This window comes from Salipiger pallidus, assembly GCF_014643635.1.
GTDB classification, from domain to species: Bacteria; Pseudomonadota; Alphaproteobacteria; order Rhodobacterales; family Rhodobacteraceae; genus Salipiger; species Salipiger pallidus.
Window position 1 is genome coordinate 1 of sequence record NZ_BMJV01000017.1, and the last position, 5971, is coordinate 5971.

The window sequence follows — 5971 nt, forward strand, 5'->3', positions numbered from 1 at the left end:
AGTATGACAAACGTTCAGCCACATTGTCGGCAAGTTGAGACGCTGGAGGAGGGCATCAACATGGCTTCGAACATTGCACTGACGGGCCTCGCAAAAGATCTGGCCGCGCGCTCTGCGTCCGGCAAACCGGTGCGCATCGGCCTCATCGGGTCGGGTGAGATGGGCACGGACATCGTGACCCGCGCCGCCATGATGGACGGTGTGGATGTTGCCGCGATTTCGGAGCTGCGGGTGCCGAACGCCCACAAGGCGGTGGAAATCGCCTATCGGGGCGAAGGTCACAGCCGCGATGCCTCGACCACTGCTCAGATCAACGCGGCCATCGAGGACGGCAAGGTCGCCATCACCGACAACGCCGATGCGCTGATCGAATCCGGCCTGATCGACGTGGTGATCGACGCCACCGGCATTCCCGCCGTGGGCGCTGAAATCGGCCTGCGCGCGATGGAGCGCGGCAAGCATCTGGTCATGATGAACGTCGAGGCGGACATCACCATCGGCTCGTACCTGCGCCGCGAAGCGGACCGGCTGGGCGTGGTCTACAGCCTTGGGGCCGGGGACGAGCCGTCCTCCTGCATGGAGTTGATCGAATTCGTCACCGCTATGGGCCACAAGGTGGTCTGCGCCGGCAAGGGCAAGAACAACCCGCTCAACATCGACGCGGTGCCGGATGCCTACATGGAGGAGGCGACGCGCCGGAACATGAACGCCCGCCTTCTGGTGGAATTCGTCGACGGGTCCAAAACCGCCGTCGAGATGGCCGCCATCGGCAACGCCACCGGCCTCATCCCCGACGTCGACGGCATGCACGGCCCCGCCGCTGGCCCCAAGGAGCTGGCCAAGGTGCTGATCCCCGAAAAGGACGGCGGCCTGCTGTCGGGCATCGGTCGGGTCGATTTCTCGATCGGCAAGGGTGTCAGCCCCGGCGTCTTCTGCATCGTCGAGGCGGAACATCCCCGCATTCACGAGCGGATGAAGGACCTCAAGATGGGCGATGGCCCCTATTACGAGTTCATCCGTCCCTATCACCTGACCTCGCTCGAGGTGCCGCTGACCTGCGCCCGCGCCGTGCTTTACGGCAAGGCCGACATGGTGCCGCTGGACAAACCCGTGGTCGAGGTTTGCGCTCTGGCCAAGAAGGACCTCGCGCCCGGCGACACGCTGGACCAGATCGGCGAATACACTTACCGCGCCTGGGCCATGGAAGTGAGTCGCGCACAGGATGCGCAGGCGCTGCCTGCGGGCATGCTCACGGGGGCCGTGGTCACCGCGCCGATCCGCAAGGGCCAGCTGATCACCGCCCAGAACGCGCGGCTTCCCAATTCGCGCCTCGTGGAGCTGCGCAAGCTTCAGGACGAAATGCTTTACGGCAAGGACCTTCTCGATGCCTGATACCATCCAGGACACCAACCTTCCCTACGCGATCCGCGCCTACAGCCCCGAGCGGCTGCGCGAGGCTCTCAAGAAGATGTACCTCGTGCGCAAGTTCGAGGAAGGGGCCGAAGACAGCTACATGCGCGGCCTGATCCACGGCACCATGCACCTCAGCATCGGGCAGGAGGCATCGTCCATCGGCTCGACCATGGCGCTCACGGACGAGGATAAGATCACCTCGACCCACCGGGGCCACGGTCACTGTGTCGGCAAGGGCGCGGACCTGTCCAAGATGTTCGCCGAGTTCTTCGGCAAGGAATCCGGCTACTGCCGCGGGCGCGGCGGGTCGATGCACATCGCCGATCCGTCCAAGGGCAACCTTGGCGCCAACGGCATCGTCGGTGGCGGCCTGCCCATCGCGGTGGGCGCGGCCCTGTCGGCCAAGCGGCTTGGCACCGGGGCGGTCACGGTGTGCTTCTTCGGGGACGGCGCCAACAACGAAGGCGCCTTCCACGAGGCGCTGAACATGGCGGCGGTCTGGAAGCTGCCCGTGGTCTTCGTCTGCGAGAACAACAAGTACGGCATGTCGACCTCGACCGAGCGGTCCACCGCCGTCAAGAACATCGCGGAGCGCGCGGCGGCCTACAACATGCCCGGCGTCACCGTGGACGGGAACGACTTCTCTGCCGTCACCGAGGCGGTGGATGCCGCCGTCGAACGCGCCCGCAATGGCGAGGGTCCGAGCCTGGTGGAGAACCTCACCTACCGCTGGCGCGGCCACTCCAAGTCTGACCGCAACCGCTACCGGACCAAGGAAGAGATCAACGAATGGATGGGCCGCGATCCAATCCCCGCGATGGCCAAGCTGCTCATGGACCACCAGATCGTCACCGAAGACGACGTGGCTGCCATCGAGGCGGAGGCCAACCAGATCATCGCCGACGCCATCGAGTTCGCGACCCAGGGCGAAGACCCGAAGATGGATGAGGTCACCCGCGACGTCTACACCCCGGAGAGCGCAGCATGAACGCCCACAGCAAACCCGACCTGCGCGAACTGTCCTATGCCGAAGCCATCCGCGAGGCCATGGACATTGCGCTGACCAACGATCCTTCGGTGATCCTCATGGGCGAGGACATCGGCGTCTACGGCGGGGCCTTTCAGGTCACCGGCGATCTGGTGGACAAGCACGGCACCGACCGCGTGATGGACACGCCGATTTCCGAACTTGGCGGGGCAGGGGTGGCCGTGGGGGCCGCGCTGACCGGCCTCAAGCCGATTTTCGAATTCCAGTTCTCGGATTTCGCCGCGCTGGCGATGGAGCAGATCGTCAATCAGGCGGCAAAAGTGCGCTACATGCTGGGCGGCTCGGTCTCCGTGCCGCTGGTGATGCGCTTCCCGGCGGGCTCCGGCACTGGGGCCGCAGCCCAGCATTCGCAAAGCATCGAGGCGTGGCTTGGCCATGTTCCCGGCCTCAAGGTGGTGCAGCCCAGCACCCCCGAGGATGCCAAGGGCCTGCTGCTGGCCGCGCTGGAAGACCCCGACCCCGTGATGATCTTCGAACACAAGATCCTCTACAAGATGAAGGGTCACGTCCCCGAAGGCCACTATACCACCCCCATCGGCAAGGCTGCCATCCGGCGTGATGGCAAGGACGTGTCCATCGTCGCAACCTCGCTCATGGTGCACAAGGCGATGCAGGCGGCCGAGCAGCTCGAGGCTGACGGCATCGACGCCGAGGTGATCGACCTGCGCACCGTGCGGCCCATGGACCGCGACACCGTGCTGTCCTCCGTGCGCAAGACCGGGCGCATGATCTGTGTCTATGAAGGGGTGAAGACTCTTGGCGTCGGGGCCGAGATTTCGGCCATGGTCGCGGAAAGTGATGCGTTCGATTACCTTGATGCGCCAATCATCCGGCTGGGCGGGGCGGAATGCCCCATCCCCTACAATCCCGAGCTTGAAAAGGCCGCGGTGCCGCAGATGCCCGACATCCTCGCCGCTGCCCGCGATGTCGTGAAGGGGCGCGTCTGATGCCCGTCGAAGTCATCATGCCCAAGGTCGACATGGACATGGCCAGCGGCAAGGTCATGTCCTGGCATATCGAGATCGGGCAATCGGTGGAAAAGGGCGAGCCGCTCTTTGACATCGAAACCGACAAGGCCGCCATGGAGGTCGAAGCGCCCGCCACGGGCATCCTTCACCACGCTGCGCCCGAGGGGGCCGAGATCCCCATCGGCAAGGCGGTGGCATGGCTTTATGCCGAAGGTGAAGAGGTGGGCGAGCAGCCCGCTCCCTTCGCCGCGGTCGGCGGTGATGCGGCCCCGGCGCCTGAGCCTGCGGAAGCTCTGTCCGACGACAGCGCCCCTGAACCTGGGTCTGAGCCCGAGCCCCGGCCGGAGCCTGAACCCGAACTGGCCTACGCCGGTGACGCCGAGGGCATCCGCGCCACCCCCGCCGCCCGCCGCCTCGCGCGCGAGGAAGGCGTGGCGCTGGCCGAGCTGCCCGGCACCGGTCCGCGCGGGCGGGTGCAGGCCTTTGACGTGCGCGAGTATCTCAAGGGGCTTGCCACGCCGTCTGCCCCTGCCACCTTCCGCCCCGAAACCGGCCCGCTGCACATCAGCCGCAGCAAGGGCGGCACCGGCACGCCGGTGGTGATGATCCACGGCTTTGCCAGCGATGCCACCTCCTGGGCGCCCATCGAGTCCGCCATCAAGCATCGCCCGCTCATCCGCATCGATCTGCCGGGGCACGGCAAGTCTCCGAAATTGCGCATCCGCGATTTCGCCGCGCTGGTGAAGGAGGTCCGCGCGGCATTTGATGGCCTTCAGCTCGACCAGGCGCATCTTGTCGGGCACAGCCTTGGCGGTGCCGTGGCGCTGGCGCTGGCCGACACGCGCGAGCGCAAGGTAAGCTCGCTGAGCCTCATTGCCCCCGCCGGCCTTGGCCCGCAGGTGAACGGCGAGGCCCTGAATGGCATCTGCAAGGCGACGCGGGCGGAAAGCCTTGGGCCCTGGCTGCGCAGCCTTGTGGCGGATGAAAGCCTCATCACAGACGGCTACGCGCGGCTTGCCATGCAGGCGCGCAGCGATGCGAACCTTCGGGCGGCGCAGCTGGCCATGGCCGATGCGCTCTTCCCCGACGGGGTGCAGGCGTTCGACCTGCGCGCGGCGCTCGGTCGGATCGAGGTGCCTGCCCGCATTCTCTGGGGCAAGTCCGACGCCATCCTGCCGTGGAGCCATGCCCTTCAGGCCCCGGGGCGGGTGGCGCTGCATCTTTTCGATGGGGTTGGTCACATGCCGCAGCTGGAAGTCGCCGGTGAGGTTGGAAAGATCCTGCGCGCCCAGCTATGATGGGGTGTTGATCCGCCCAAGCCCAAAGGCCGCATGATGCCCGATACGACCATTCCCAGCGACATCCGCAGCCGTGAAAAGGCCCCGGACCCGAACAGCCAGCTTCGGATCCGGGCCGCCTGGCTTTACTATATCGAAGGCATGACCCAGTCGGACGTGGCCAAGCAGCTGGGGGTCAACCGCATCATGATCACCCGCCTTTTGTCCGAGGCCAAGCGCCGCGGTGAGGTGGTAATCCGCATCCAGTCCGACCTTGCCCCCGTGGCCGAGATGCAGAAAAAGCTCGAGGACCGGTTCGGTTTGAGCCGCGCCATCGTCGCGCCCTTCGCCGACCCCGAGGGCGACCCCACCCGCGTCATCGCCTATGCTGCCGGCAGCTACGTGTCCGGGATCATGCGTGCCAACATGACCGTCGGCGTGGGCTGGGGCCGCACCCTGCACGCCATGCTGCCCTTCATTGAAGGGCGCTCGCTCGACGGGGTGCGCGTGGTGTCGCTGCTGGGCGGCATCGCGCAGGCGCGCCGCTTCAACCCGGCGGAATTCGCCTGGCAGTTCGCCGAGCTTTTCGACGCTGAAGGCTACCTCATCTCGGCCCCCGCCATCGTCGACTCTGCCCAGACGAGACATGCGCTGCTCGAGCATTGCGGCCTTGATCAGATCCTCGAGATGGCCGAGGCCTGCGATGTGGCGCTGATCTCCTGCGGGGGGATCTCGTCGCTGACCACCTCCTACCGGCTGGGCCACGTCTCCGAAGCCGAACGCCAGTCGATGATCGACGCGGGCGCCATCGGGGATGTGCTTTACAATTTCATCGGCGAGGATGGCGAGCCGGTGGTGCATCCCGTGAATGACCGGGCGATCTCCATGTCCATGGCGCGGCTGAAGCGGGTCAAGGAAAAGGTTCTGATCTCGGGCGGCCCGGAAAAGGTGGGCACGCTGCGGGCGGCGCTGAAATCGCTGCAGCCTTCGGTGCTCATCACCGACGAGGTGACGGCGGGAAGCCTGCTGGAGGACTGAGCGCCTGATCGGGGGCGGGGGGTGGGGCCGGATCTCCGGCCGGTCGCCAAACGCAATCCGCGCGGCACACTCTGGCATGCCACGGTGGCAGAACCTGCTTGCGCGGGTCCGCCGTCCGTGGCGCTCTCAGCTCTCAGCTCTCAGCTCTCAGCTCTCAGCTCTCAGCTCTCAGCTCTCAGCTCTCAGCTCTCAGCTCTCAGCTCTCAGCTCTCAGCTCTCAGCTCTCA

At 66.1% G+C, this 5971-nt stretch carries 5 protein-coding genes; all 5 read left to right on the forward strand.

The window, feature by feature from the left end:
- The first annotated feature begins 60 nt into the window (after window positions 1-60).
- The 5 genes from IEX41_RS21280 to IEX41_RS21300 are packed head-to-tail and all read left to right on the forward strand — an operon-like array spanning window position 61 to window position 5744.
- Window positions 61-1392, forward strand: a complete 1332-nt coding sequence (locus tag IEX41_RS21280) for an NAD(P)H-dependent oxidoreductase (RefSeq protein ID WP_188792223.1) — start codon at window positions 61-63, stop codon at window positions 1390-1392.
- Window positions 1385-2401, forward strand: coding sequence for a thiamine pyrophosphate-dependent dehydrogenase E1 component subunit alpha (locus IEX41_RS21285; RefSeq protein WP_188792224.1), 1017 nt, complete (start codon window positions 1385-1387; stop codon window positions 2399-2401). Before IEX41_RS21280 ends, IEX41_RS21285 begins: the two co-directional genes overlap by 8 nt.
- Window positions 2398-3408, forward strand: coding sequence for an alpha-ketoacid dehydrogenase subunit beta (locus IEX41_RS21290; RefSeq protein ID WP_188792225.1), 1011 nt, complete (start codon window positions 2398-2400; stop codon window positions 3406-3408). Before IEX41_RS21285 ends, IEX41_RS21290 begins: the two co-directional genes overlap by 4 nt.
- The gene (locus IEX41_RS21295) at window positions 3408-4727 is read left to right on the forward strand and encodes an acetoin dehydrogenase dihydrolipoyllysine-residue acetyltransferase subunit (protein ID WP_188792226.1); all 1320 of its coding nucleotides are present in this window, start codon (window positions 3408-3410) and stop codon (window positions 4725-4727) included. Before IEX41_RS21290 ends, IEX41_RS21295 begins: the two co-directional genes overlap by 1 nt.
- Window positions 4728-4763: 36 nt before the next feature.
- Window positions 4764-5744: a sugar-binding transcriptional regulator gene (locus IEX41_RS21300; RefSeq protein ID WP_188792227.1), complete on the forward strand. Its 981-nt coding sequence runs from the start codon at window positions 4764-4766 to the stop codon at window positions 5742-5744.
- Window positions 5745-5971: the final 227 nt, after the last annotated feature.

Bases quoted from the DNA above. Each gene is read 5' to 3' on its own strand.
- IEX41_RS21300 (WP_188792227.1), top strand. From the start codon at position 4,764: ATGCCCGATACGACCATTCCCAGCGACATCCGCAGCCGTGAAAAGGCC.
- IEX41_RS21295 (WP_188792226.1), top strand. From the start codon at position 3,408: ATGCCCGTCGAAGTCATCATGCCCAAGGTCGACATGGACATGGCCAGC.
- IEX41_RS21285 (WP_188792224.1), top strand. From the start codon at position 1,385: ATGCCTGATACCATCCAGGACACCAACCTTCCCTACGCGATCCGCGCC.
- IEX41_RS21280 (WP_188792223.1), top strand. From the start codon at position 61: ATGGCTTCGAACATTGCACTGACGGGCCTCGCAAAAGATCTGGCCGCG.
- IEX41_RS21290 (WP_188792225.1), top strand. From the start codon at position 2,398: ATGAACGCCCACAGCAAACCCGACCTGCGCGAACTGTCCTATGCCGAA.